Annotated in this window: 23 protein-coding genes; 8 read left to right on the top strand and 15 right to left on the bottom strand. The window is 59.6% G+C overall.

Annotation, left to right across the window (positions count from 1 at the left end; translation table 11 throughout):
• The first annotated feature begins 174 nt into the window (after nt 1-174).
• On the top strand, nt 175-918 hold the full coding sequence (locus EKA13_RS08430) for a phosphatase PAP2 family protein (RefSeq protein ID WP_065758938.1): 744 nt from the start codon (nt 175-177) through the stop codon (nt 916-918).
• A gap of 168 nt (nt 919-1,086) precedes the next feature.
• Here EKA13_RS08430 and groL read toward each other — a convergent pair whose 3' ends face one another.
• The 4 genes from groL to EKA13_RS08410 form a co-directional block, all read right to left on the bottom strand.
• Nucleotides 1,087-2,736, bottom strand: a complete 1,650-nt coding sequence (gene groL / locus EKA13_RS08425) for a chaperonin GroEL (RefSeq protein ID WP_065758937.1) — start codon at nt 2,734-2,736, stop codon at nt 1,087-1,089.
• Nucleotides 2,737-2,785: 49 nt separating this feature from the next.
• On the bottom strand, nt 2,786-3,079 hold the full coding sequence (locus EKA13_RS08420; protein ID WP_065758936.1) for a co-chaperone GroES: 294 nt from the start codon (nt 3,077-3,079) through the stop codon (nt 2,786-2,788).
• Between the two features lie 263 nt (nt 3,080-3,342).
• A complete protein-coding gene (locus tag EKA13_RS08415; protein ID WP_065758935.1) occupies nt 3,343-3,813 on the bottom strand; it encodes an FxsA family protein in 471 nt (156 codons plus the stop codon).
• Between the two features lie 64 nt (nt 3,814-3,877).
• Nucleotides 3,878-4,609, bottom strand: a complete 732-nt coding sequence (locus EKA13_RS08410; protein ID WP_065758934.1) for a HugZ family pyridoxamine 5'-phosphate oxidase — start codon at nt 4,607-4,609, stop codon at nt 3,878-3,880.
• 76 nt (nt 4,610-4,685) lie between these two features.
• Here EKA13_RS08410 and EKA13_RS08405 point away from each other — a divergent pair, with 76 nt between their 5' ends.
• From EKA13_RS08405 to EKA13_RS08395, 3 genes are all read left to right on the top strand, one after another.
• Nucleotides 4,686-5,444 (top strand): SDR family oxidoreductase, encoded by a 759-nt coding sequence (locus tag EKA13_RS08405; protein WP_065758933.1) that lies wholly within the window; start codon nt 4,686-4,688, stop codon nt 5,442-5,444.
• 114 nt (nt 5,445-5,558) lie between these two features.
• The gene (locus tag EKA13_RS08400) at nt 5,559-5,912 is read left to right on the top strand and encodes an MGMT family protein (RefSeq protein WP_065758932.1); all 354 of its coding nucleotides are present in this window, start codon (nt 5,559-5,561) and stop codon (nt 5,910-5,912) included.
• A gap of 43 nt (nt 5,913-5,955) precedes the next feature.
• Nucleotides 5,956-7,512: an AmpG family muropeptide MFS transporter gene (locus tag EKA13_RS08395; protein WP_065758931.1), complete on the top strand. Its 1,557-nt coding sequence runs from the start codon at nt 5,956-5,958 to the stop codon at nt 7,510-7,512.
• On the opposite strand, the gene EKA13_RS08390 is transcribed toward EKA13_RS08395, so the two are convergent.
• From EKA13_RS08390 to EKA13_RS08380, 3 genes are all read right to left on the bottom strand, one after another.
• Complete coding sequence (locus tag EKA13_RS08390) at nt 7,509-8,747, bottom strand: MdfA family multidrug efflux MFS transporter (RefSeq protein ID WP_065758953.1); 1,239 nt, start codon at nt 8,745-8,747, stop codon at nt 7,509-7,511. The two genes, EKA13_RS08395 and EKA13_RS08390, sit on opposite strands and share 4 nt — an antisense overlap.
• 132 nt (nt 8,748-8,879) lie before the next feature.
• The gene (locus EKA13_RS08385; protein ID WP_065758930.1) at nt 8,880-9,719 is read right to left on the bottom strand and encodes a mechanosensitive ion channel family protein; all 840 of its coding nucleotides are present in this window, start codon (nt 9,717-9,719) and stop codon (nt 8,880-8,882) included.
• 113 nt (nt 9,720-9,832) lie between these two features.
• A complete protein-coding gene (locus EKA13_RS08380; RefSeq protein WP_065758929.1) occupies nt 9,833-10,318 on the bottom strand; it encodes a YajQ family cyclic di-GMP-binding protein in 486 nt (161 codons plus the stop codon).
• A gap of 114 nt (nt 10,319-10,432) precedes the next feature.
• On the opposite strand from EKA13_RS08380, the gene EKA13_RS08375 reads away from it, so the two are divergent.
• Genes EKA13_RS08375 through EKA13_RS08365 form a run of 3 tightly spaced genes read left to right on the top strand, consistent with a single transcriptional unit; the run spans nt 10,433 to nt 13,992 of the window.
• Entirely contained in the window at nt 10,433-11,350 is a 918-nt protein-coding gene (locus tag EKA13_RS08375) for a putative 2-dehydropantoate 2-reductase (RefSeq protein ID WP_065758952.1), read from the top strand.
• A 51-nt stretch (nt 11,351-11,401) separates the two neighbouring features.
• Nucleotides 11,402-13,426, top strand: a complete 2,025-nt coding sequence (locus EKA13_RS08370) for an ATP-binding protein (RefSeq protein ID WP_065758928.1) — start codon at nt 11,402-11,404, stop codon at nt 13,424-13,426.
• A gap of 2 nt (nt 13,427-13,428) precedes the next feature.
• On the top strand, nt 13,429-13,992 hold the full coding sequence (locus tag EKA13_RS08365; protein WP_065758927.1) for a cob(I)yrinic acid a,c-diamide adenosyltransferase: 564 nt from the start codon (nt 13,429-13,431) through the stop codon (nt 13,990-13,992).
• A gap of 38 nt (nt 13,993-14,030) precedes the next feature.
• Here EKA13_RS08365 and EKA13_RS08360 read toward each other — a convergent pair whose 3' ends face one another.
• The 4 genes from EKA13_RS08360 to secA all read right to left on the bottom strand — a co-directional run bounded on the left by EKA13_RS08360 (nt 14,031) and on the right by secA (nt 19,773).
• Nucleotides 14,031-14,975, bottom strand: coding sequence for a Nudix family hydrolase (locus tag EKA13_RS08360; protein ID WP_065758926.1), 945 nt, complete (start codon nt 14,973-14,975; stop codon nt 14,031-14,033).
• Nucleotides 14,972-15,604: a glutathione S-transferase family protein gene (locus EKA13_RS08355; RefSeq protein WP_065758925.1), complete on the bottom strand. Its 633-nt coding sequence runs from the start codon at nt 15,602-15,604 to the stop codon at nt 14,972-14,974. Before EKA13_RS08355 ends, EKA13_RS08360 begins: the two co-directional genes overlap by 4 nt.
• A gap of 88 nt (nt 15,605-15,692) precedes the next feature.
• Nucleotides 15,693-16,910 carry a bifunctional glutamate N-acetyltransferase/amino-acid acetyltransferase ArgJ gene (argJ, locus tag EKA13_RS08350; RefSeq protein ID WP_065758924.1) on the bottom strand — a complete coding sequence of 406 codons (1,218 nt, stop codon included), beginning with the start codon at nt 16,908-16,910 and terminating at the stop codon, nt 15,693-15,695.
• A gap of 127 nt (nt 16,911-17,037) precedes the next feature.
• Nucleotides 17,038-19,773 carry a preprotein translocase subunit SecA gene (secA, locus tag EKA13_RS08345; protein WP_065758923.1) on the bottom strand — a complete coding sequence of 912 codons (2,736 nt, stop codon included), beginning with the start codon at nt 19,771-19,773 and terminating at the stop codon, nt 17,038-17,040.
• A gap of 287 nt (nt 19,774-20,060) precedes the next feature.
• On the opposite strand from secA, the gene EKA13_RS08340 reads away from it, so the two are divergent.
• Complete coding sequence (locus EKA13_RS08340) at nt 20,061-20,528, top strand: DUF721 domain-containing protein (protein WP_065758922.1); 468 nt, start codon at nt 20,061-20,063, stop codon at nt 20,526-20,528.
• Between the two features lie 64 nt (nt 20,529-20,592).
• Here EKA13_RS08340 and lpxC read toward each other — a convergent pair whose 3' ends face one another.
• The 4 genes from lpxC to EKA13_RS08320 all read right to left on the bottom strand — a co-directional run bounded on the left by lpxC (nt 20,593) and on the right by EKA13_RS08320 (nt 24,999).
• On the bottom strand, nt 20,593-21,504 hold the full coding sequence (gene lpxC, locus EKA13_RS08335; protein ID WP_065758921.1) for a UDP-3-O-acyl-N-acetylglucosamine deacetylase: 912 nt from the start codon (nt 21,502-21,504) through the stop codon (nt 20,593-20,595).
• A gap of 112 nt (nt 21,505-21,616) precedes the next feature.
• On the bottom strand, nt 21,617-22,807 hold the full coding sequence (gene ftsZ / locus EKA13_RS08330) for a cell division protein FtsZ (protein ID WP_065758920.1): 1,191 nt from the start codon (nt 22,805-22,807) through the stop codon (nt 21,617-21,619).
• Between the two features lie 57 nt (nt 22,808-22,864).
• The gene (gene ftsA, locus EKA13_RS08325; protein WP_065758919.1) at nt 22,865-24,118 is read right to left on the bottom strand and encodes a cell division protein FtsA; all 1,254 of its coding nucleotides are present in this window, start codon (nt 24,116-24,118) and stop codon (nt 22,865-22,867) included.
• 14 nt (nt 24,119-24,132) lie between these two features.
• The gene (locus EKA13_RS08320; RefSeq protein WP_065758918.1) at nt 24,133-24,999 is read right to left on the bottom strand and encodes a cell division protein FtsQ/DivIB; all 867 of its coding nucleotides are present in this window, start codon (nt 24,997-24,999) and stop codon (nt 24,133-24,135) included.
• Nucleotides 25,000-25,003 lie beyond the last annotated feature (4 nt).

Here is a 25,003-nt window from a genome sequence, read left to right as displayed (position 1 = left end):
ATCGCTCACGTACTGCCAGATCAGAACAGATTTATCACTGGTTAACGTTTTTTTCACCGAGTATTCACAGACTACGCACCCCCCTCCACAGAAAATCGCCGGTCGCTACGTCAAGCCTATACCCGGCTCGGGCTTGCCGACCGGGACTGTCCATTTTGTTTGCCAGGACCTGTCATGCCTGAAGCCCACATCCGCCCGCCATCGCGCCCCATCAACGCCTGGCTGTACCTCGGCCTTCCCCTTTTAGTCGCCACCGCCCTGCTCCTTCTGGAACTGACCAGCCTGGACATGAACATTGCCAAGTGGGCCTATGACCCTGTGGCAGGCCAGTTCATCGGACGACACAGCTTCTTTCTTGAAGACATCCTGCATGATCGGGCCAAACAAGTTGTAATCGTCTTGGGATTGGCAGCGATTGTCGGGTTTATCGCCAGCCTGCTGCTGAAAAAACTCAACCCCTGGCGCCGCGAACTGGGTTGCCTGGTAATGGCAATGGCCTTGTCTACCAGCTTTGTAACCCCGCTCAAGGCAGTAACCGCTGTGCAGTGTCCTTGGAGCCTGCAGGAATTCGGCGGCAAAGAGACCTACAGCGAACTGCTCAGCCCACGCCCAGCAACGGACAAACCCGGACGCTGCTGGCCAGGCGGCCATGCGGCCACTGGTTTTACCCTGTTCGCACTGTTCTTCGTGCTCCGTGATCGACGCCCACGCATGGCACGGGCAGCACTGTGGTTTGCCTTTGGGCTGGGCACCGTGTTTTCGGTCGGACGGATGCTGCAAGGCGCGCACTTCTTCTCGCACAATGTCTGGACTGCTGTGTTCTGCTGGTTGATCAGCCTGGGCTGCTACTACGCCGTGCTGTACCGCAGACCGGCCACCGCTGAAGTGCCTGCACCAGCAACAGTCCAAACCCGATAAGCGAATTGCCCTACAGGGGATGTGTTCAAGCAGTGTGATCCAACTGCAGCGAACACACTGACCTACTGCTACCTTCGCAGGTAGGCCCTGTGGCAGCGATATCCCCGTAAAACAAAAAACCCCTGGCCTTTCGGCCAGGGGTTTTATTTTGAAGCGGGTAAGGCTGGCTTACATCATGCCGCCCATACCGCCCATGCCACCCATGCCGCCCATATCAGGCATGCCACCGGCTGGCTTGTCTTCTGGAGCGTCAGCAACCATCGCTTCGGTGGTGATCATCAGACCACCGATGGACGCTGCAGCTTGCAGAGCCGAACGGGTAACCTTGGCTGGGTCCAGGATGCCCATCTCGATCATGTCGCCGTACTCACCGGTAGCAGCGTTGTAACCGAAGTTGCCCGAACCTTGCTTGACCTTGTCAACCACAACGCTTGGCTCGTCGCCGGCGTTAGCAGTGATCTGGCGCAGCGGCGCTTCAACAGCGCGACGCAGCAGAGCAATACCCACGTCCTGATCAGCGTTGTCGCCTTTCAGTTCGGAAATGGCTTGCAGAGCGCGGACCAGTGCTACACCACCGCCAGGCACCACGCCTTCTTCAACGGCTGCACGGGTAGCGTGCAGGGCGTCTTCAACGCGGGCTTTCTTCTCTTTCATTTCAACTTCGGTGCCAGCACCGACCTTGATCACGGCAACACCGCCAGCCAGTTTGGCCAGACGCTCTTGCAGTTTTTCACGATCGTAGTCCGAGGAAGTCTCTTCGATCTGGGCACGGATCTGCTTGACGCGTGCTTCGATGTCGGCTTCGGAACCTGCACCGTCGATGATGGTGGTGTTTTCTTTCGACAGGGTGACACGCTTGGCGTTACCCAGGTGCTCCAGGGTAGCGGACTCCAGGCTCAGGCCGATTTCTTCGGAGATCACAGTACCGCCGGTCAGGACAGCGATGTCCTGCAGCATGGCCTTGCGACGGTCGCCGAAACCAGGTGCCTTGACTGCAGCAACCTTGACGATACCGCGCATGTTGTTGACGACCAGGGTCGCCAGCGCTTCGCCTTCAACGTCTTCAGCCACGATCAGCAGCGGACGGCCGGACTTGGCAACGGCTTCCAGAACTGGCAGCAGTTCGCGGATGTTGGAGATCTTTTTGTCAACCAGCAGCAGCAGCGGACCTTCCAGCTCGGCAACCATGGTGTCTGGCTTGTTGACGAAGTAAGGGGACAGGTAGCCACGGTCGAACTGCATGCCTTCAACAACCGACAGTTCGTTTTCCAGGCCCGAGCCTTCTTCGACAGTGATGACGCCTTCTTTACCGACTTTTTCCATGGCTTCGGCAATGATGTCACCGATGGAGTTGTCGGAGTTGGCCGAGATAGTACCAACCTGAGCAATGGCCTTGGAGTCGGCGCATGGCTTGGACAGGCCTTTCAGCTCTTTGACGATGGCGATGGTCGCCTTGTCGATACCGCGCTTCAGGTCCATCGGGTTCATGCCGGCAGCGACGGCTTTCAGACCTTCGTTGACGATGGCTTGAGCCAGAACGGTAGCGGTGGTGGTGCCGTCACCGGCATCATCGTTAGCCTTGGAAGCGACGTCCTTGAGCAGCTGAGCGCCCATGTTTTCGAACGCGTCTTTCAGCTCGATTTCTTTGGCGACAGAAACGCCGTCCTTGGTGATGGTCGGTGCGCCGAAGCTCTTGGCCAGAACTACGTTACGGCCTTTCGGGCCCAGGGTCGCTTTTACCGCGTCAGCCAGAACGTTGACACCAACCAGCATTTTCTTACGGGCGGAATCGCCGAATTTTACGTCTTTAGCAGCCATGATCGTTTAATCCTTGAATACTTTGAAGTAACGGGAAACCAGCGGTTGATTAACCTTCGATGACCGCGAGAATTTCGTTCTCGCTCATCACCAGCAGGTCTTCGCCGTCGACTTTCACAGTGTTGCTACCGGAGTAAGGGCCGAAAACAACCTTGTCACCCACTTTCACGGCCAGCGCACGTACTTCACCGTTATCCAGGATGCGGCCGGTACCTACAGCGACAATTTCGCCACGGTTAGGTTTTTCAGCAGCCGAACCTGGCAGAACGATACCGCCAGCGGTTTTCGATTCTTCTTCGCTGCGACGGATGACGACGCGGTCATGCAGAGGACGAAGCTTCATTGTCGATCTCTCCTAATTGTGGTTTTCATCGGCCGGTTTAAACCGGCTGGTTGAGGCTATCGGCGTGGCCCAAGTTGGCCCGACCGTTGGTGGCTCGCCAAGCGAACCACGCATGTCTTGTCTGGTGTTTGTAACCAGAAACCTTTCGGTGACCCATACATGAGGTCGCTCAAGGCGATTACAAGGCTGTACATGAAAATTTTTTTGTCGAGCGGGCGAATGAAAAACGGCCCCGTATGGGGCCGTCAGGTTATCGCCAGGGTTCAAGAGTCGCGATGCTCGTACTCGCCTTCGATCACATTCGGCTGCCGCGGCGTACCGCCCTGAGCACCAGGACGGCCTGCAAACGGGTCATCTGAAAACGCCCGCTGACGCATGGCCTGCGCCTCGGCACGCTCACGCAAACGTCGACCGATCAGGCGTCGGGTGAACGGCAGCAGGCAGATCAGGCCCAGCACGTCAGTAATGAAACCAGGCACCAGGAGCAGACCGCCACCGACGGCCAGCAACAATCCCTGGAACATCTCCTCAGCAGGCAGTTCGCCACGCTGCAGGCTTTCACGGGCGCGCAGCGCGGTAGCCAGACCAGCCACCCGCATGACCAGCACACCCAGTGCAGAAGAGGCAATGATCAGCAGCAACGCCGGGAAAAAACCAATGGCTGTGCTGACCTTGAAAAACACATAGAGCTCGAGCACCGGAAAAAGCAGAAACAGCAGTAGAAAAGCACGCATCAAGGGTTCCTCGACGGAAGACGACCTTCCAATACCCGGTTAATGGTTGCAGTCCATTGCAATTTCAAGCCTCAACCGGCTCGTTACTCGGCCAATCGTCGGCGTGGGCCAGAAAAACCAGGGCTTCGCGTACTTGTGTCGGCGTGTTGCAAGGCTCACCAAACGCCAGCCAGTAGAGGCCATGGCCAATTCGCAAGTGCATGCCTTCGCTGTCGATACCGGCCATCTGCGCAGGCACGGTCTGCGGCAAACCGCTCAAGGCCACATAGTGAGCAATCGCCTTGGCATGATCGCTATTCATGTGCTCGACCATACTGGCCTCAACCTTCCCGGCAAACGGGTTGGCAAGGGCCACGTGGTCCAGCCAGTGAATCGCGCCAAAGCCGCCGATATAGCGATATCGCACGGGTTTGAGCACCCAGAAATCGAAATCATGCGCGCGGTGGTAATTACGCGACTCCGGAAAATAACGGTAATAACGCTCGGCTGCCGCTTCAATGGCGTCGGCGTCCTCAAGCTGCCGGGCCTCGGCTAGCAGCGTCAGACGGCCCACCGCCTGAACGTCTTCAGCGCCCCGCTCGCCGACCAGCAACGAACATTTCGGATCACGCTGCAGGTTGTGAGTGTGCTGAGCGATACGGCTGATGAGGATCAGCGGATGACCTTCGGCATCCAGGCAATAGGGCACCACCGAACCAAACGGAAAGCCCGGCATCGACTTGGAGTGGGTCGACAGGACACCACGGTATTCCTTGAGCAGCAGTTCTCGTGCATGCTTCGTCGCTTTAGCGCTCACGTTGTGACCCCCAGACTAGAATTCGTCATAAATAAAATGTGTTCGCCCGCCCCAAACCTGCCCGTGGAGCATCCTTATGCAATTAACTGACAAAGTAATCATTATCACCGGCGGCTGCCAGGGTTTGGGCCGTTCAATGGCCGAGTACCTGGCAGGTAAAAGGGCACGCCTGGCGCTCGTCGACCTCAACGAAGAAAAACTCCAGCACACCGTCGCGGCGTGCAAGGCGTTGGGTGTCGAAGCACGCTACTACCTGTGCAATGTCGCTGACGAAGACCAGGTCGTCCAGATGGTTGAGCAGGTGGCGGCGGATTTCGGTGCCATTCACGGCCTGATCAACAACGCGGGCATCCTGCGTGACGGTCTGCTGGTGAAGGTCAAGGATGGCCAACTGAGCAAAATGAGCCTGGCCCAATGGCAGTCCGTGATCGACGTCAACCTCACGGGGGTGTTTCTCTGCACCCGTGAAGTGGCGGCAAAAATGATCGAACTGAAAAACCAGGGCGCAATCATCAACATTTCCTCGATTTCCCGCGCGGGGAACCTGGGCCAAACCAACTACTCGGCCGCCAAGGCAGGCGTCGCGGCCGCCACGGTTACCTGGGCAAAAGAGTTGGCCCGCTATGGTATCCGCGTGGCCGGCATTGCCCCCGGGTTCATCGAAACCGAGATGACCGCAAGCATGAAGCCCGAGGCCCTGGAGAAAATGACGGCTGGCATTCCGCTCAAGCGCATGGGCACACCAGCGGAAATTGCCCATTCGGCCGCTTACATTCTTGAAAACGATTACTTCAGCGGGCGCATTCTGGAGCTGGACGGCGGTTTGCGCCTGTAAAAGCGTTATCCAGATACGCCCCGGGCGAGGACGGAGCCAAACCATGTCAATGTGTTCAATTGCTGTTTCCCGGCTCACTGCGACCCGCCAGGCTGTCGCGCAGAGTGCACAACGGTGAACGCCGTGCCCGGTGATCCAAGGCAAACGCCTGAAGCCAGACGAACGGCACTCTATGTAGCACTGAACCAGGTACCTGCAGGCAAAGTCGTCAGCTATGGTCAATTGGCAGAAATGGCCGGGCTGGGGCGTGCTGCGCGCTGGGTCGGGCGTACCCTCGGGCAACTGCCCGATTCGACACAGCTTCCCTGGCACCGCGTGATTGCTGCCGGTGGCCGCCTGAGCCTTGCGCAAGGCACACCTTCAGGTGATGAACAACGTGCCAGGCTGCGTGCAGAAGGGGTCACCGTCCAGAATAATCGTGTGGATATGTCGTACCATGGCTGGCGTCCAATGGAGCACAGCGGTTAGAGTGCGCGCTTTGTTTTCGTAAACTTGAGGCAGATGTTGGCCCATGCCCCGTAAAACCTGGCGCGATGCGCTCGCTGCCTATGCCAGCCCGTCAACGCTGGTGCTGTTGCTGCTCGGCTTTGCCGCCGGCCTGCCGTACATGTTGGTGTTCTCAACCCTGTCCGTGTGGCTGCGCGAGGCCGGTGTGGCCCGCGAGACGATTGGCTATGCCAGCCTGATAGGCTTGGCGTACGCCTTTAAATGGGTGTGGTCGCCACTGCTCGACCAGTGGCGCCTGCCACTGCTGGGCAAGCTCGGTCGACGCCGCTCCTGGCTCGTGTTATCGCAGGTGCTGGTCGTGGTGGGCCTCATCGGAATGGGGTTTTGCGACCCCCAGAAGCACTTGTCCTGGCTGATTGCCCTGGCCGTACTTGTCGCGTTTGCCTCGGCAACACAGGATATTGCCGTTGATGCCTATCGCCTGGAGATCGCCGACGATCAGCGCCAGGCAGCCCTGGCAGCCAGCTATATGGCTGGCTACCGCGTCGCGGCCCTGCTGGCTACCGCGGGCGCCCTGTTTTTCGCTGAAGGTTTCGGCTCCACCGGTTTCAACTACCTCCACAAAGCCTGGACCGGTACCTATGTGCTGTTCGGTGTAATGATGGTGCCGGCACTGGTTACCAGCCTGTTGATGCGCGAACCGCCTGTACCACTGCGCACTCAGTTGTCGGCGGCGCGCTATGGCTTTGCCCACCAACTGGTATCCGTGTTCGTGCTGATCGTACTGCTCGTGTCGGTACCGGCAACGTTTACCCAGTTGTACTACACCGACTTTGCCAGTGTGCTGTTCGAGGGCGTGAGCCTGCTTGACCTGCTGCTGGAAGACCGCGCGTTCCTTCGCGCGATTCTGTACATCACGCTCACAGCGTTGTGCCTGTCCTCAATGGGCCGGCGTGGCCTGGCCCCGGTGCTGACCCCGGTCAACGACTTCATTACGCGCTACCGCTGGCAGGCCTTGCTGCTGCTTGGGCTGATCGCAACGTACCGGATGTCCGATACAGTGATGGGCGTGATGGCCAACGTGTTCTACATCGATCAAGGCTTCACCAAGGATCAGATCGCCAGCATCAGCAAGATCTTCGGGTTGATCATGACCTTGGTGGGCGCCGGCCTAGGCGGGCTGCTGATCGTCCGTTTCGGCATCCTGCCGATCCTGTTCATCGGTGGCGCAGCCTCGGCCAGCACCAACATCCTGTTCCTGATGCTGGCAGACATGGGCCCCAACCTGAACATGCTGATCGTCACCATCTCGCTGGATAACTTCAGCTCTGGCATGGCGACTTCGGCATTTGTCGCCTACCTGTCGAGCCTGACCAACCTCAAGTTCTCGGCCACCCAGTATGCCCTGCTCAGCTCCATCATGCTGTTGCTGCCAAGGCTGATCGGTGGATACTCAGGCGTCATGGTGGAAAAGTTCGGCTACCACGACTTCTTCCTGATTACGGCACTGCTGGGTGTACCCACGCTTATCCTGATTGCCCTGCACTGGCATCAAGAAGCCCGCCGTGGAAAGCCTGAACCTCAGGATCAGCCACAGAACTCGGTGGGCGAACGCCCTTAATCCGAGACAACCAGCTCGCCAGCGCTCAGCACCGTACGCAACGGCCAGAGCGCCAGCAGGCCGGCGACACCCGCGACCCAAGCGAACGTCAGCAAGCCCTCACCCGCGCCCAGTATTGCCAGCAAGGAGCCTCCCAGGCCGAGCAAAGCAATGGTGATCATGCCCAGCATCGCCGACACCAGGCCTTTGCTTTGCTCGCTGGCAAACAGCGTGATGCGGTACAACACGGCATTACAGACCCCAAGGCCAAGCGCGTATACCGATAGCCCTGCAACCACACCGATCACCGACGGGTACAACCAGGCGACAACCATCATTGCCAGCAAGCCACCCACCAGCGGCCACAGCCCACGGCGCACGAGGGCCAGCAGTGTATAGCGCTCGGCAATCCGGTTAATGATCAGGTTTCCGGCAATCAGGCCGCCAAACACCGGCAGTTGCCACAGCGCGTAGTCCAGCGTACTCAAGCCCTGGCCGTGAATGAGCAGTACCGGCGAAAGCCCGATCCAGGCGATCAGCGGCAACCCGATCAAACCAAGCGCCATGCTGCCCGCGACGAAGTAACGGTTGAGCAACAACTGTCGATAACCAGCCAACAAAGGCAGCAGATGAATCGGCTGAAACGCCAGCCTGCTGCCGTCACGCCGCTCAACACCAAGTGTTTCAGGCATGAAGCGATACAGCGCCAACCAGGCAAGCATGCCACCGGCGCCGATCAGTACAAAAATCCAACGCCAGGACATCCACTCCAGCAACAGCGTGCCGAGCAAAGGCCCCAGCAAGGGGGATAGCAAGGCGATATTCGCGAGCAGGGCCATCATCCGCACCGCATCCGCTTCGCTGAAGGCTTCGTTCAGAGCGGGATAACTCACCGTCACCACAAAGCCCAGACCAATGCCCTGCAACAATCGCAGCAGGTTGAACAGCTCAATCCCCTCCACCCAATGGGTGAGCAGGCACATCAAGCTGAAAAACACGCAGCCACCGAGCAACAGCGGGCGCCGACCATAGCGGTCCGCCAACGGCCCGATCAGCCATTGCAGCAGTACGCCGCCAAGCAGATAGAGGTTCAGGGCATGGGGGATGAAATCTGCACTCGCCTGCAGGTCGCTCACCACCGTAGGCATGGCTGGCATGACCACATCACTGGCGACATAGGTCAGCAGCTCGAAGAGCGCCAAGGTCAGTGCGAAGCAGAATGCACGCAACGGGGTGATTTGCAGCAGCGGGGTCAACATGGGAACGCCAGGCCAAACGACATTTGGCCAGCCTGTATGCCAGAAAAGTCACGCTCGCGATAGGACATTCCAGGTGCCAGCCTTGCCGGCGACGCTATCGGCAAGGTTGGCGCCTGCACAGGCAACGCTTTAGGCAGTCGCTTCCTGGACCACGCGAATCACGCGCTGCGGAAAGGGAATGTCGATCCCCTCGGCACGCAGGCGATCACGGGCATGCTCGTTGAGCATGAACAACACATCCCAGTAGTCACCGGTATTGACCCAGACACGCAGGGAAATGGTGATAGAACTGTCGCCCAAGGTCGACACGACGGCTTGTGGCGCCGGATCCTTGTGAACCCGTGGGTCATTGGCCAGCTCGAGCAACACGCGGCGCGCAGCCTGCAAGTCGGCATCGTAGTCGACACCAACATCAAACACGACCTTACGGGTCGGCTGGCGGTTGTGGTTGGTGATAATGCCGTTGGACAGGCTGCCGTTGGGCATGATCACGGTCTTGTTGTCAGCCGTACGCAACACCGTGTGGAAGATCTGGATGTTATCCACCGTTCCGCTGACCCCTTGCGCTTCGATCACATCACCAATGCGAAACGGACGGAACAGCAAAATCAGCACGCCACCGGCAAAGTTCGCCAGGCTGCCCTGTAATGCCAAGCCAATGGCAAGGCCTGCGGCACCAATGGCGGCAACGAAGGACGTGGTTTCTACGCCGATCATCGAAGCGACGCTGACCATCAACAGCACTTTGAGGGCGATGTTGGCCAGGCTACTGATGAACCCCTGCAGTGCAAGGTCGGCATTACGCAAAGCCAGCAACTTGCCCAGACGGAATGTCACCTTGTTGATCAGCCACCAACCAATGGACAACGTGAGCAGCGCCAACAGAAAACGGCTGCCGTACTCCATGATCAATGGAATCCAGCTTTGTGAGGTCTTGACCAGTTGATCGACTTCAGCGTTCAAATCCATAGTGCTCTCCTGATGCCAAATGGCAAAAAGCGTAAATATCCCACCGCAATCGTATCAACGGCCTAGAGAAGCTCGGACGCCAGAACGGCGCCGAGGTTCCTGACGCAGGGTGCTCAGTCGCGGAAATTGTTGAACTGCAATGGCATGCCGAATTCCTTGGCACGCAAGGCGGCGATGGCCTCTTGCAAATCGTCGCGCTTCTTGCCGGTTACCCGTACCTGCTCGCCCTGGATGGCGGCCTGAACCTTGAGCTTGGCCTCCTTGATGTGGGCAACGATCTTCTTCGCCAGCTCTTTGTCGATACCTTCCTTGAGGACGGCTTCCTGTTTCATGACCTTACCGGACGGGTAAGCATCCTTGATCTCCAGGCATTGGGCGTCGATCTTGCGTTTGATCAGCGACAACCTGAGGATTTCAATCATCTGCTCAAGCTGGAATTCGGCTTCGGCTGTCAGGTTGACAGTCAGCTCCTTTTCCTTGAACTCGAAGCTGCCTTTGCCTTTCAGGTCGTAGCGCCGGTCCAGTTCCTTGATCGCGTTGTCTACCGCGTTGGTGACTTCGTGTTTGTCCAGTTCCGATACCACGTCGAACGACGGCATATCCTTTTCTCCAAAAATAAAAGACACGCTACCGGCCCTGATGAAAGAGCACGATGGAGCGCGCCGGGTTTGACGGTTAAAATGCTTGCTCATTATAACGGTTGCGAAACGCGGATGAGCAGCACCTGGCATATTCTCGGCGCCGGCAGTCTGGGCAGCCTTTGGGCCTGTCGTCTGGCTCGTGCAGGCAAAGCAGTACGCCTGATCTTGCGGGACGATGAGCGTGTGGCTGCCTATGAGGCCGCGGGCGGCCTGACGCTGATCGAACAGGATCAGGCGCACACTCATGCCATTCCCGCACAGACAGCGACGGGCGCAGGGCCTATCCACCGTCTGCTGGTGGCCTGCAAAGCCTACGACGCACACAAGGCGGTTGCTCCCCTGCTGCCCCGCTTGGCCCCCAATGCCGAGCTGATCCTGCTGCAGAACGGCCTGGGCAGCCAGGACGAGGTTGCCGCCCTGGTGCCCCACGCACGTTGTATCTTCGCCTCCAGCACGGAAGGCGCCTTTCGTCAGGCGGACTGGCAGGTGGTGTTTGCCGGCCACGGCTTCAACTGGCTGGGCGATCCCGCCAGGCCCAGCACGCCCGGCTGGCTCGATGAACTGGAAGACGCCGGGATACCACACCAGTGGACACCCGACATCCTTACCCGCCTCTGGCGCAAACTGGCCTTGAACTGCGCCATCAACCCACTGACGGTGTTGCATGAGTGCCGCAATGGCGGCCTGAGCGAACACCACTGCGAAGTGGCGACCCTGTGCGTGGAGCTCGCCGAGCTATTGCGCCGCTGTGGTCAACCACAGGCCGCCGATGGCCTCGCCGAGGAGGTAGAGCGGGTGATTCAGGCTACCGCCGCCAACTACTCATCGATGTACCAGGACGTCCGTCAGGGCCGCCGCACAGAGATCCACTACCTGCTCGGCCATGCCTGCCGCATTGCCGCCCGTCATGGCTGCGAATTGCCGCACCTGGAACGGCTCCACCGGCGCCTGGTCGAGTACCTGAATGCGCATGGATTGCCCAGCGACTGAATCGGGCGGTACTCTGGGCGCCTAACCTCCCACCAGGATCACGCCTCAACCATGCCATTGCGCGAACGCCTGGAAAACCTGCCCGTTGGGCAAAAGCTACTGGCTGCCCTGCTGGTGCTGCTGATTACCGTGATGTTGGTCGCCAACCTGACCTTCATCAGTGCTGCCTATTGGATCTCTCAAGAGAGCATGGCGCCCCAGGCGTTGCAGACCATCGGTCGACTGGTATCCAACCCTCAACTGGCGCAACAGGCTAGCGACTCACCGGAAGCCGCCGACCGGCTACTCAGGGAGCTGGACAGCTATTCACCACTGCGCGCTGCCGCCCTGTATGGCAGCGATGGCAAGCGTCTCGCGCAATTGCAGCACGGCGAATTACTCGACCTGCCCAAACGCTATCGCAACATCGAAACCTGGCGGCTCACCGAATTTCGCAACACCCAACTGATCCCGCTGCCACGCCCTGGTTCACCGCCCAGCCACTTGCTGCTGGTGGCCAGTAGCGAACTGCCGATGGCCTTCTACACCGGCACGCTGACCGCCAGCCTGGGGATTCTGGTGTTCAGTGTGCTGCTATGGATGATCATCGCCCGGCAGATCAAGCGCCTGATTACCGAGCCCATCGACCGGCTTGAACAGCTCACGCGCCAGGTGACCCGTGAAGAGAACTATGCCCTGCGCGCCCAGCCGGGTAACCGCGACGAAATCGGCAGCCTCGCAGAAGCCTTCAACACGATGCTTTCGCGCATCGAAGCACGCGAACAGCAGCTCAAGCGCGCTCGCGACGAATTCCAGGATGCCTTCGACCAGGCTCAGGGCCTGGCCGAGGAAACACGCCATACCAACCGCAAGCTTGAACTGGAAGTCCAGGTACGCAGCAAGATCGAGAAAAAACTCACCGGTTTTCAGAACTACCTCAACAGCATTATCGACTCGATGCCCTCGGCCCTGATCGCACTCGACGAGCAGCTCTACGTCACCCAGTGGAACCAGGAAGCCACCGCCCTCTCCGGCACACCGCTGGACGAGGCGCTGAACCAGCCGATTTTCCTCGCGTTCGAGCCGCTACGCCCCTTCCTGCCGCAACTCAAGGAAAGCGTCGAGAAGCACCGGGTAGCGAAAATTGAACGCGTCACCTGGACCAAGGACGACGAGCCTCGCCACTATGCTCTGACCTTTTACCCACTCATGGGCGGTGGCGGACGTGGCGTGGTGATCCGTATCGACGACATCACCCAGCGCCTGTCGCTTGAGGAAATGATGGTGCAATCGGAAAAAATGCTCTCGGTCGGCGGCCTGGCAGCGGGCATGGCGCATGAAATCAACAACCCACTCGGGGCGATTCTGCACAACGTCCAGAATATCCGGCGGCGGCTGTCGCCTGACTTGCCAAAGAACATCGAGCAAGCCAACGAAGCGGGCATCGACCTGAGCGTCGTCAACCATTACCTGCAACTGCGCGAAGTGCCGCAACTGCTCGATGGCATCCAGCAGGCCGGCACCCGAGCGGCCAAGATCGTCACCCATATGCTCAGCTTCAGCCGCCGCAGCAATCGCCAACTGGTGCCCTGCGACCTGCCAGCCTTGATCGACCAGGCGGTAGAAATCGCCAGCAACGACTTCGACCTGACCATCGGTTTCGACTTCAAAGGCCAAGCCATTGTCCGCCAGTTCGACCCTGAACTGGGGCCGGTACCCTGCACGGCGAACGAGCTTGAACAGGTTTTGCTGAACCTGCTTAAAAACGCGGCTCAGGCGATTCACCAGCGCCAGGATGATAGCGAGCCAGGTCGCATCATCCTGCGCACGCGACTGAATCCGCCATGGGCCGAGATCCAGGTCGAAGACAATGGTGTCGGCATGACGGAAGCCGTCCGCAAGCGGACCTTCGAGCCGTTCTTCACCACCAAGGAGATTGGCCAGGGCACCGGGCTGGGGCTGTCCGTCTCCTACTTCATCATCACCAATAACCACAAAGGCCAGATGGAGGTGCACTCAGCACCCGGTCAAGGCACCTGCTTCACCTTGCGCCTGCCCCTGGCAACCCCCACACCGAACCAAAAGACGGAGTCTTGAACATGGGTTTTCGTTTGTCGAAGATCTATACCCGCACGGGCGACAAGGGTGAAACGGGCTTGGGCGATGGCCGCCGAGTACCGAAGGATCACCCACGCATTGAAGCCATTGGCGAAGTGGATACGCTCAACAGCCAGCTTGGCGTGCTGCTGGCAGGCCTTGCGACGGACCCTGCCCTGACAGAACTGATCGAAGTGCTTTCACCTTGTCAGCATCGACTGTTCGATCTGGGAGGCGAGCTGGCGATGCCCAGTTATCAAGCCTTGAATGATGCGCAAGTGGAATCACTGGAGCAGGTGATCGATCGCTGGAACGATGAACTGGGACCGCTGGAGAATTTCATTCTGCCCGGAGGCTCAGCCCTGGTCGCCCAGGCCCATGTCTGCCGCAGCCTGGCCCGCAGTGCCGAACGACGCTGCCAAACGCTGAACGCCATTGAGCCATTGACTGGGGTTGGTTTGGCCTACATCAACCGGTTGTCCGACCTACTGTTCGTAGCGGCACGGCTGATTGGGCGGCGCCAGGGTGTGGCCGAGGTGCTGTGGCAGCCTGCAGCCAAACCCTGAGGCGCCAGTCAGCGCCCATCAAGCACGATTCCCAGTGGTTACATCTCGGGCCAGAAGGCCCGAATCCCGGCAACACCCTGCGCACCGCTCTGCCAGGCCCGCTCACGCTCTGCATCGCCAACGCCACCAAGCAGGAACACCGGACGATTGAAGCCCTCGATCAACTGCGAGGCCTGCTCCCAGCCTAATGGCGCGGTATCCGGATGGCTCTGCGTCGCCTGCACCGGCGAGAGGGTGACAAAATCAACCCCCATCTGCTCAGCCAACGCCAACTCTTCGGCGTTATGGCAGGACGCTGCCAGCCAACGGTTCTGCGGGAACGGACGCCCCTTGCTGGCGTACTTGCGCAACTGCGTCGCAGTCAGGTGCCAACCGGCCGCCGGGAAGTCGCCCAACCACTCCAACGGCCCCTTGAGCATCAACTGTGCCTTGCCAGCACAGAGGCCGACAGCATCCACGGCGAGGTCGCGGTACTGCGGGTCATACATGTTCGGCGCACGCAATTGCAGCAGCTTTACGCCGCCAGCAATGGCCTTCTGCATACCGCGCAGCAACTGGGACGTTTCCAGGCCGTCCGGGGTAATCAGGTACTCACCGGGCAAACGCGCAGCCGCCACAATCGGCCGGTTGGCTTCAGGGAAGTCGTACTGCGCCAATTCACGTGGTACCACCCAGGCCAACGGCTGGCCCTCGGCACCGTGGGGCTCACCGGTAAACGCGGACACCTCCCACACATCCAGCAGCACCTGTTTGTCCGGGTAGTCGTGCTTGACCTTGATCAATGGCCGCGCCGCACTGACGGCAATACCCAGCTCTTCCTGAAGCTCACGGGCCAACGCAGCCTGTACGGCTTCGCCCTCCTCGACCTTGCCGCCCGGAAACTCCCAAAGGCCGCCCTGATGCTGACTGTCGGCACGCCGAGCAATCAGCACCCGGCCATCGGTACCGCGAATCACGGCGGCAGCTACATGAATACGTTTCACCGTCCACACTCCGCCAATCCCGCTTTCTGCCAGGCCTGGAAAGCGGGCCACTGGTAAATCGCTTCGATGTAGTTGAGCGCTTCAACCGGCAGTTCAACCCGGTAAGTGCGCAGGCGAACCGCCACTGGCGCAAAAAACGCGTCGGCCAGGCTAGGCGTGCCAAACAGGAACGGGCCACTGGCGGTTGCGGCGGCACGGCACTCGGCCCACAAGGCAACAATACGGTCGATATCCGCCTGGACGTCCGCCGGGGTTACGTCCAACGCCTGGTCACGGCTCAGGTCGAATGGCATGGTGCCACGCAAGGCAAAGAAACCACTGTGCATCTGCGCACAGGCAGAGCGGGCCTGAGCACGGGCAGCGACGTCGGTCGGCCACAGATGGGCGTCCGGATGACGCTCGGCCAGGTACTCGGCAATCGCCAGGGAGTCGGCGATGGTGCCATGCTCGGACTTGAGCAACGGCACCTTGCCGGTCGGCGAATGCTCGAGCAAGCGGGCGCGGGTATCAGGTTGATTGAGTTTGACGAGTTGCTCAGTGTAGGACGCTCCGGTCAGTTCCAGCGCCAGGGCGGCGCGCAGTGACCAGGAGGAATAAAGCTTGTCGCCGATGATCAGGTGGTAGCTCATGGTTCGGCTCCAGAAGGTTTGGAGAATGTACCGCCGCTGTCGCCGACCAGGCCGGCTCGCGCTGGAGCCGGCCTGGTCAACGAGTCGATCAGCTCCGGTATTCGGCGTTGATCTTCACATACTCATGGGACAGGTCAGTGGTCCAGATGACCTCGTTGCACTGGCCGCGGCCCAACTCGATGCGAATGGTGATTTCTTCCTGCGCCATGACAGCGGCGCCCTGCTCTTCGGTATAGCTGGCACTGCGGCCGCCTTTGCTGGCGATGCAGACGCTACCCAGGTAGACGTCGATCAGGCTCACATCCAGGTTCGGCACACCCGCACGGCCTACTGCCGCCAGAATACGGCCCCAGTTCGGGTCGGAGGCGAACAGCGCGGTCTTGATCAGCGGCGAGTGGGCCACTGCGTAAGCAACGTCCAGGCATTCCTGATGATTGCCACCGCCGTTGACTTCAACGGTCACGAACTTGGTCGCACCTTCACCATCGCGAACGATAGCCTGTGCCACCTCCATGCATACCTCGAACACTGCCTGCTTCAACGCCGCGAACAGCGGGCCGCTGGCTTCGGTGACTTCAGGTACTGCGGCCTTGCCAGTCGCGATCAGCATGCAGCAATCGTTGGTCGAGGTATCGCCATCGATAGTAATGCGGTTGAACGACTTGTTCGCGCCGTCCAGCAGCAGGTCCTTGAGCACGTGCGGTGCAACCTTGGCATCGGTGGCGATGTAGCCCAGCATGGTCGCCATGTTCGGGCGAATCATGCCCGCGCCCTTGCTGATGCCGGTCACGGTGACCGTGACGCCATCGTGCTGGAACTGACGGCTCGCGCCCTTGGGCAGGGTGTCGGTGGTCATGATACCGGTCGCGGCGTTTGCCCAGTTGTTTTCCGACAGGTCGTCCAGCGCGGCTTGCAGAGCGCCTTCAATCTTCTCGACCGGCAGCGGCTCGCCGATGACGCCGGTGGAGAACGGCAACACCGCACTGGCATCAACGCCAGCCAGCTCGGCCAGCTTGGCGCAAGCGCGCTCAGCAGCCGCCAGGCCCTGTGCACCGGTACCAGCGTTGGCATTGCCAGTGTTCGTCAGCAGGTAACGTACGGTGCCCTGTACACGCTGCTTGGCGAGGATTACAGGTGCCGCACAGAAGGCGTTCAGGGTGAACACACCTGCCACGCTGGAGCCTTCGGCACAGCGCATGACCACGACATCCTTGCGCCCTGGGCGCTTGATGCCCGCCGAGGCGATGCCGAGTTCAAAACCTGGGACCGGGTGCAACGTTGGCAAAGGACCAAGACCAACAGCCATGAAAGCGCTCCTAAAAAAAATACGCCGAGCTCGTTGCCGCGGCGCTTGAGATGGAACAACGCCGCGAAGGCAGGAAGCCTGTCGCGGCGCGGTGTTCAAATGTCAGCGTGTTACCTGGGCGGGATCGTCAGTTGATCTGGCCGTGGCAATGCTTGAACTTCTTGCCCGAACCACACCAGCACAGTTCGTTACGCCCTAGCTTCTGTTCGCTGCGCACTGGCGCAGCGGCAACAGCAACTTCAGCGCCTTCTTCCTGCTCGTCATTCTGCTCCAGACCTGGCGCAGCATCATGCTGGAATTGCATGCGCTGGGCCAATTCCTCGGCTTCGCGGCGCAGACGCGCCTCTTCTTCGATCGGGTCTTCGCGGCGAACCTGAACGTGCGAGAGCACGCGGATGGTATCGCGCTTGATCGAGTCCAGCAGCTCCTGGAACAGGTTGAACGACTCGCGCTTGTACTCCTGCTTCGGGTTCTTCTGTGCATAACCACGCAGGTGGATGCCATGACGCAAGTGGTCCATGGTCGACAGGTGGTCTTTCCACAGGTCATCCAGAACGCGCAGCAGAATCTGCTTCTCGAAGGTGCGCAGGGCATCGGCGCTGGCCTGCTCTTCCTTCTCGTTATACGCCGCCAGCAGCTCGTTCAGCAGGCGCTCGCGCAGGGTTTCTTCGTACAGGTGATCGTCTTCGTCGAGCCACTTCTGAATCGGCAGCTTGACCCCGAAATCGCTGGCCAGAGCTGCTTCCAGACCGACCACGTCCCACTGTTCGGGCAGCGACTGCGGCGGAATGTGCTGGCTGACGGTGGCATCCAGTACTTCCTGACGGAAGTCAGCGATGGTGTCACCAATATTGTCAGCAGCCAGCAGGCTGTTGCGCATGTGGTAGATCACCTTACGCTGCTCGTTGGCCACGTCGTCGAATTCGAGCAATTGCTTACGAATATCGAAGTTGCGCCCTTCAACCTTGCGTTGTGCTTTTTCGATGGCGTTGGTCACCATGCGGTGCTCGATCGCCTCACCGGACTGCATACCCAGCGCTTTCATGAAATTCTTCACCCGGTCAGAGGCGAAGATGCGCATCAGGCTGTCTTCCAGCGACAGGTAGAAACGGCTGGAACCCGGGTCACCCTGACGACCGGAACGGCCGCGCAACTGGTTGTCGATACGACGCGATTCGTGGCGCTCGGACGCAATCACGTGCAGACCACCAGACTCGATCACCTGCTGGTGACGCTTCTGCCAGTCGGCCTTGATCTGGGCAACCTGCTCAGGGCTCGGGTTCTCCATGGCCGCCACTTCAACTTCCCAGTTACCGCCCAGGAGAATGTCGGTACCACGACCCGCCATGTTGGTAGCGATGGTCAGCGCGCCTGGACGACCGGCCTGCGCAATGATCTCGGCTTCCTTCTCGTGGTACTTGGCGTTGAGGACCTTGTGGTCGATGCCTTCCTTCTTGAGCAGGTTGGACATGTGCTCAGAGGTTTCAATCGTCGCAGTACCTACCAGTACAGGACGGCCCTGGGCCAGGCTTTCCTTGATGTCCGCGATGATGGCAGCGTACTTCTCTTCTGCCGTCAGGTAGACCAGGTCGTTGAAATCCTTACGGGCCAGCGGCTTGTTCGGCGGAATGACCATAACGTTCAGGTTATAGATCTGCGCGAACTCGAACGCCTCGGTATCAGCAGTACCGGTCATGCCGGACAGCTTGGTGTACAGACGGAAGTAGTTCTGGAAGGTGGTCGACGCCAGGGTCTGGCTCTCGGCCTGAATATTCAGGTTTTCCTTCGCTTCGATCGCCTGGTGCAGGCCTTCGGACAGGCGTCGGCCCGGCATGGTACGACCGGTGTGCTCGTCAATCAGCAGGACCTGGCCGTCCTGGACGATGTACTCGACGTTGCGATGGAACAGCTTGTGCGCGCGCAGGCCGGCATAAACGTGGGTCAGCAGGCCCAGGTTGTGGGCCGAGTAAAGGCTTTCGCCCTCGGCCAGCAGGCCGACCTGGGAAAGCATCTCTTCGATGTACTGGTGACCGGCTTCGTTGAGCTCGACCTGACGGCTCTTCTCGTCGATGCTGAAGTGACCGGCCTGGGTGACCTGGCCTTCGACTTCCTCGATGTGCTGCTTGAGGCGCGGGATCAGCTTGTTGATCTCGATGTACAGCTTGGAGCTGTCTTCCGCCTGACCGGAGATGATCAGAGGGGTACGCGCTTCGTCGATCAGGATGGAGTCGACTTCGTCGATCACGGCGAAATTCAGCTCACGCTGGAATTTCTCTTCCATGCTGAACGCCATGTTGTCGCGCAGGTAGTCGAAACCGAATTCGTTGTTGGTGCCGTAGGTGATATCGGCAGCATAGGCCGCACGCTTCTCTTCCGGCGGCTGAAACGGTGTAACCACACCGACGGTCAGGCCGAGGAACTCATACAGCGGGCGCATCCAGTTGGCATCGCGACGGGCCAGGTAGTCGTTGACCGTGACCACGTGCACGCCCTTGCCAGACAATGCGTTGAGGTAGACGCCCAGGGTTGCGACCAAGGTCTTGCCTTCACCGGTACGCATTTCTGCGATCATGCCTTCGTGCAAGGTCATGCCACCGATCAACTGCACGTCGAAGTGACGCATCCCCATGACCCGCTTACCGGCCTCGCGAGCGACCGCGAAGGCTTCAGGCAGCAGATTGTCCAGGGTCTCGCCTTTGGCCAGGCGCTCTTTGAACTCGGCGGTCTTGCCGCGTAGTTGCTCATCCGAAAGGGCCACCATCTGCTCTTCGAAGGCATTGACGATCTGTACCGTCTTGAGCATGCGTTTGACTTCACGCTCATTCTTGCTTCCAAAAAGTTTCTTTAACAAAGGCGCAAACATATCGGCAGGATCTTCCACACGTAGGGATGGAGGGCGGCCCCGTGAGTCGCCCGTGCAGCCCTTATGGCCGCATGCGAACGAGCATTCTACCCGGAAACGATGGAGAGGAAAGTGGCGTTGTTTTCCACAGTGCTGGCACAGCGCTTTGACGGGGCTTTCCTAAAATAAGGGCTTTTTCGTCAGTTTCAACCCATAACTGAGACAAGACTGCATTTACAGCGCCTCTAACGCGGTCAGCGCAGGACGATCTGGTAAGCTATGGGCTCTGTAACCTCAGGTAACCAACCATGGCTTTTCGCCCCCTGACTGCACGCGCGCCAGCCATTTTGCTGCGCGAGGCGCGGCCTCTGAAGGCTCTGCTCAACCAGGCACAACGCCTGGCACACTTGCAGCGCCTGGTGGAAAGCCAGTTGCAACCCGCAGCACGCGAGCATTGCCACGTCGCCTCCTGGCGCGAAGGGACACTGCTGCTGATCGTCACTGACGGTCATTGGGCGACCCGCCTGCGGTATCAACAAAAACGCTTGCAACGCCAGCTACAGAGCCTGGAAGCGTTCTACAACCTGAACCGAATCCTGTTCAAGGTGCAGCCCCCCACCACCGCACCCAAAGCCCACGGGCACCCGCTCGACATCTCCAACCGGGCCGCCGAAAACATTCAGGCGACAGCCGAGGGCATCAGTGATCCAAAACTGCGCGCTGCGCTGGAGCGCCTGGCCAACCACGCCAAGGACAAAAATCCCGCGCACGACTGAACGGCACGCATAAAAAAGGCCACCCGAAGGTGGCCCCAAAAACTAAAGAAGAGAGTGTTCGTACTTACACTGCCGCAACCGGACGCATGTAAGAGATCGGCGCCGTACTGGCATCTTCGAAAGTCACCACTTCCCAAGCATCTTTTTCCTCAATCAGCTTGCGCAGCAGCTGGTTGTTCAGCGCGTGCCCGGACTTAAAGCCACGGAATTCGCCGATCAGGCTGTTGCCCAGCAGGTAGAGATCACCGATGGCGTCGAGGATCTTGTGTTTGACGAACTCGTCTTCGTAGCGAAGACCGTCTTCGTTCAACACGCCTTCCTTGTCGACGACGATGGCGTTTTCCACGCTGCCGCCGAGTGCGAGGTTATGCTTGCGCAGGTACTCGATGTCGCTCATGAACCCGAAGGTACGGGCGCGGCTGACTTCCTTCACGAACGAGGTGCTGGAAAAGTCCACGCTGGCGCTTTGGGTACGGTTGCGGAACACCGGGTGATCGAAATCGATCTCGAAACTCACCTTGAACCCGTCGAATGGCAGGAAAGTAGCGCGCTTGTCGCCGTCTTCCACTGTCACTTCGCGCAGGATGCGGATGAACTTCTTGGCTGCGTCCTGTTCTTCCAGGCCGGCAGATTGAATCAGGAATACAAAGGGCCCAGCGCTACCGTCCATGATCGGCACTTCGGACGCGGAGAGCTCGACGTAGGCGTTATCGATGCCCAGGCCAGCCATGGCCGAGAGCAGATGCTCTACCGTATCTACCTTGGTATCGCCGTTGACCAGAGTCGTCGACATAGTGGTCTCGCCAACATTTTCCGCGCGGGCAGGAATCTGCACCACGGGGTCGAGGTCGGCGCGGCAAAATACGATGCCGGTATCCACAGGGGCGGGTTTGAGGGTCAGGTAAACCTTTTCCCCGGAGTGCAGGCCGACACCTGTGGCACGGATAATATTCTTCAGGGTGCGTTGTCTAATCATGGCATTGGCCGCTTCAGCGCAAATTGCGAACTGGTATCAACAAAGGCTGGGGATAATAGCAGACCCGGCCTTTGCTGAACACCAATCACCCTTATACCCCTGATAAATTTCATTAATCAGCCTGACGACGCAGGAATGCCGGGATGTCCAGGTAATCCAGATCGTCTTGTGGGTTGAGTTTAGCAGCCGCTGCAGCACCGGCATGAGCCTGATTGCGCATTACAGTCGGGCGCTCCAGATCACGGTAGTTAACCGATGGTTGCTCGGCACGCACTGGCGCAGGTGCAGGAGTCTGCACGGACGCGGTCTGCATGGTGTTGTCGATAACCTTGACCGGCTTCTCGATTTTCGCACCCAGGCCGGTAGCCACTACGGTAACGTGCAGCTCGTCACGCATGTCCGGATCGATAACGGTACCGACCTTGACCATGGCGTGATCGGACGCGAACGCCTCGATGATGCTACCCACATCGGAGTATTCACCCAGCGACAGGTCAGGACCTGCGGTGATGTTCACCAGGATGCCACGGGCGCCCTGCAGGTTGACGTCTTCGAGCAGCGGGTTGCGGATGGCCGCTTCCGTGGCTTCGCGAGCACGGTTCGGGCCGCTGGCGCAGCCAGTACCCATCATCGCCATACCCATTTCGCTCATCACGGTGCGCACGTCGGCGAAGTCGACGTTGATCATGCCTGGGCGCTTGATGATGTCGGAGATACCGCGAACGGCCCCTGCCAGCACGTCATCGGCCTTGGCGAACGCCGACAGCAGGCTGGCGTCTTTACCCAGGATGGTCAGCAGTTTCTCGTTGGGGATGGTGATCAACGAGTCGACGCTGTCAGCCAGTGCGCGAATGCCTTCGTCGGCAATCTGCATGCGCTTGCGGCCTTCGAACGGGAACGGCCGGGTGACCACGGCAACGGTGAGGATGCCCAGTTCCTTGGCCACTTCGGCGATGATCGGCGCAGCACCGGTACCGGTACCACCACCCATGCCCGTGGTAATGAACACCATGTTGGTGCCCTGCAGTACTTCAGCGATGCGCTCACGGTCTTCCAGTGCCGCCTGACGACCGACTTCAGGATTGGCACCAGCACCCAGGCCCTTGGTCACGCCAGTACCCAGCTGCAGGATGGTGCGCGCGCCGATGTTTTTCAGCGCCTGAGCATCGGTGTTGGCGCAGATGAACTCGACGCCTTCGATGTTGCTCTTGACCATATGATTGACGGCGTTGCCACCGCCGCCACCGACGCCGATCACTTTAATGACCGGACTTTGCGGGACGTTGTCTACGAGCTCGAACATTTTCCCTCTCCTTACAGTTCTCTAGTTTTTTGCGCCTACTACTACTGCTTTGAAACTTTAAAAGTTGCCCTGCACCCAACGCTTCAAGCGTTCCAGCACGGGTGCCTTCGGTTCATCGCCATAGCTGTTGCTGTTAATACCGGTCAGGGTCACGCCGTCGGACTGCTTTTGCAGCCCGTAGGTCAGCAGGCCCACACCAGTGGAATAAATCGGGTTGCGGACCACATCACTGAGGCCGCGAACGCTGTGCGGTACACCCAGGCGTACCGGCATGTGGAAAATCTCTTCCGCCAGCTCTACAGCGCCTTCCATCTTCGAGGTACCGCCGGTCAGGACGATGCCCGCGGGTACCAGGTCTTCGTAACCGCTACGACGCAGCTCGGCCTGGATCAGGGTGAACAGTTCGTCGTAACGTGGCTCGACCACTTCAGCCAGCGCCTGACGCGACAGTTCACGCGGAGGGCGATCACCTACGCTCGGCACCTTGATGGTTTCCCCAGCACCGGCGAGCTTGGCCAGGGCGCAGGCATAGCGAATCTTGATTTCTTCGGCGTACTGGGTCGGGGTACGCAGGGCCATCGCGATGTCGTTGGTCACCTGGTCGCCCGCAATCGGGATCACTGCGGTATGACGGATAGCGCCTTCAGTGAAGATGGCGATATCGGTAGTGCCACCACCGATGTCCACCAGGCACACGCCCAGCTCTTTCTCGTCATCGGTCAGTACCGAATAGGCCGAGGCCAGTTGTTCGAGAATGATGTCGTCGATTTCCAGGCCGCAGCGACGTACACACTTCTCGATGTTCTGGGCGGCATTGACCGCGCAGGTCACCACGTGAACCTTGGCTTCCAGACGCACCCCGGACATACCCAACGGCTCGCGTACGCCTTCCTGGTTATCGATCACGTAGTCTTGCGGCAGGGTGTGCAGGACGCGCTGATCGGCAGGGATGGCCACGGCCTGGGCAGCGTCCAGAACGCGCTCAAGGTCGGCGGCACTGACTTCACGGTCGCGAATGGCAACGATACCGTGGGAGTTCAGGCTACGGATGTGATTGCCGGCAACGCCAACGAATGCCGAGTGAATGCGGCAACCGGCCATCAGTTGGGCCTCTTCAACCGCGCGCTGAATCGACTGTACGGTCGACTCGATGTTCACGACTACGCCCTTCTTGAGGCCGCGCGATGGATGCGTACCGATCCCGACGATCTCCAGGGTACCGTCAGCCGCGACCTCGCCCACCAGCGCCACCACCTTGGAGGTGCCAATGTCCAGCCCGACGATCATTTTGCCGCTATGCGCATTTGCCATGGTCCTGCCTCTCTCTAATTCTTCGCAACGGCGGGTTGGGCCGTCGTCGGTGCATTCGGTTCCCGCCAGCCGACGGCCAGGCCGTTGGCATATCGCAGATCAATGCGGGCGATGTTGGTGATCTGCTCTTTGAGTGTCTTGTCGTAAATGGCAATGAAACGGCGCATTTTTTCCACCAAGTGGTCACGCCCCAGCAGCAGCTCGATACCCGGACCGGCACTGCCAGCGCCCGTGGTCAGGAACCAGCTGCCACGTTCACGCAATTCCAGTCGCGCGATCGAGAAACCCATGGGCCGCAACATCTGGTTCAAAATCTGATACTGCTGCATCACTTGTAACTGCGCCCGCTGCGGCCCGATCAGCTGCGGCAGGTGCTCATAGTTGGCCAGCTCGCGCGGGGCAAAGGCCTGGCCCTTGTTGTTGAGCAAGGCATCATCCCCCCAACGCGCAATCGGCAACTGCTCTTCCAGGTGGATCACGACCTCATCCGGCCAGACGCGACGGACTTCGGCGCGAGCGATCCAGGGCATTTGCTCCAGCTCGGCGCGCATGCTCGCCAGGTCTACGGTAAAGAAGCTCGCCGCGACATAAGGCGCGATTCGCTGCTGCACCGCCTGCTGGCTGATGTAACTCAGGTCACCCTGTACGGCGATCTTGGTAATCGGCCGATCGGCGTACGGCATCAGGCGTTGCGCGCCCTCGTAGGCACCGAAACCGGCGACCACCAGCAATACCGGCCACAGCAGACGCTTGAAAACACTGAACCTTGCCTTGGGCAGGCGCGCCGACAGTGGCTCCTTGGCCACCATCCGGCTGGCACCACGCGGCACCGGCTTGCGGCCGGTGGCGGGTTGCTGATGACGTAACATCGCGCCTTGCATGGGC

The organism is Pseudomonas defluvii (assembly GCF_001695625.1).
Classification (GTDB): Bacteria; Pseudomonadota; Gammaproteobacteria; order Pseudomonadales; family Pseudomonadaceae; genus Aquipseudomonas; species Aquipseudomonas defluvii.
This window is presented reverse-complemented; position numbering and strand designations above follow the sequence as displayed.

Excerpts from the sequence above, each read along its gene's own strand:
- EKA13_RS08430 (WP_065758938.1), top strand. The coding sequence starts at position 175 with ATGCCTGAAGCCCACATCCGCCCGCCATCGCGCCCCATCAACGCCTGG.
- groL (WP_065758937.1), bottom strand. The coding sequence starts at position 2,736 with ATGGCTGCTAAAGACGTAAAATTCGGCGATTCCGCCCGTAAGAAAATG.
- EKA13_RS08420 (WP_065758936.1), bottom strand. The coding sequence starts at position 3,079 with ATGAAGCTTCGTCCTCTGCATGACCGCGTCGTCATCCGTCGCAGCGAA.
- EKA13_RS08415 (WP_065758935.1), bottom strand. The coding sequence starts at position 3,813 with ATGCGTGCTTTTCTACTGCTGTTTCTGCTTTTTCCGGTGCTCGAGCTC.
- EKA13_RS08405 (WP_065758933.1), top strand. The coding sequence starts at position 4,686 with ATGCAATTAACTGACAAAGTAATCATTATCACCGGCGGCTGCCAGGGT.
- EKA13_RS08395 (WP_065758931.1), top strand. The coding sequence starts at position 5,956 with ATGCCCCGTAAAACCTGGCGCGATGCGCTCGCTGCCTATGCCAGCCCG.
- EKA13_RS08385 (WP_065758930.1), bottom strand. The coding sequence starts at position 9,719 with ATGGATTTGAACGCTGAAGTCGATCAACTGGTCAAGACCTCACAAAGC.
- EKA13_RS08380 (WP_065758929.1), bottom strand. The coding sequence starts at position 10,318 with ATGCCGTCGTTCGACGTGGTATCGGAACTGGACAAACACGAAGTCACC.
- EKA13_RS08375 (WP_065758952.1), top strand. The coding sequence starts at position 10,433 with ATGAGCAGCACCTGGCATATTCTCGGCGCCGGCAGTCTGGGCAGCCTT.
- EKA13_RS08370 (WP_065758928.1), top strand. The coding sequence starts at position 11,402 with ATGCCATTGCGCGAACGCCTGGAAAACCTGCCCGTTGGGCAAAAGCTA.
- EKA13_RS08365 (WP_065758927.1), top strand. The coding sequence starts at position 13,429 with ATGGGTTTTCGTTTGTCGAAGATCTATACCCGCACGGGCGACAAGGGT.
- EKA13_RS08355 (WP_065758925.1), bottom strand. The coding sequence starts at position 15,604 with ATGAGCTACCACCTGATCATCGGCGACAAGCTTTATTCCTCCTGGTCA.
- argJ (WP_065758924.1), bottom strand. The coding sequence starts at position 16,910 with ATGGCTGTTGGTCTTGGTCCTTTGCCAACGTTGCACCCGGTCCCAGGT.
- secA (WP_065758923.1), bottom strand. The coding sequence starts at position 19,773 with ATGTTTGCGCCTTTGTTAAAGAAACTTTTTGGAAGCAAGAATGAGCGT.
- EKA13_RS08340 (WP_065758922.1), top strand. The coding sequence starts at position 20,061 with ATGGCTTTTCGCCCCCTGACTGCACGCGCGCCAGCCATTTTGCTGCGC.
- lpxC (WP_065758921.1), bottom strand. The coding sequence starts at position 21,504 with ATGATTAGACAACGCACCCTGAAGAATATTATCCGTGCCACAGGTGTC.
- ftsZ (WP_065758920.1), bottom strand. The coding sequence starts at position 22,807 with ATGTTCGAGCTCGTAGACAACGTCCCGCAAAGTCCGGTCATTAAAGTG.
- ftsA (WP_065758919.1), bottom strand. The coding sequence starts at position 24,118 with ATGGCAAATGCGCATAGCGGCAAAATGATCGTCGGGCTGGACATTGGC.
- EKA13_RS08320 (WP_065758918.1), bottom strand. The coding sequence starts at position 24,999 with ATGCAAGGCGCGATGTTACGTCATCAGCAACCCGCCACCGGCCGCAAG.